General features: G+C 54.9%; 1 protein-coding gene. It reads right to left on the bottom strand.

Features of this window, described 5'->3' with window-relative positions:
• Positions 1–255, bottom strand: a 255-nt coding sequence (locus E0D98_RS26725) for a DDE-type integrase/transposase/recombinase (protein WP_131891681.1), incomplete at both ends; no start/stop codon positions are given.

The following is a 255-nucleotide window of genomic DNA, read 5'->3' as shown; positions in this document are numbered from 1 at the left end:
CCAGAGAAGTTGTTGATATTTAAGGCCTGTATACTGGCTTCCCTGGTCGCTATGGAACACGACATCCCGGGGTTGGCCACGCGTCTCATAGGCCATCCGCAGGGCACTGCTTATCAGTGCGGTATCGACATGCGCTGACAGACTCCAGCCGATAACCCTGCGGGCAAAAAGATCCATAACAACCGCCAGATAGCACCAGCGATTTCCTGCCCAGAGATACGTAATATCTCCACACCATACCCGGTCTGGCTCCGG

This window comes from Escherichia sp. KCJ4928 (assembly GCF_004352695.1).
GTDB lineage: Bacteria > Pseudomonadota > Gammaproteobacteria > Enterobacterales > Enterobacteriaceae > ECMA0423.
The sequence above is the reverse complement of the archived record's forward strand: the minus strand, read 5'-3'. Positions and strand labels throughout refer to the sequence as shown.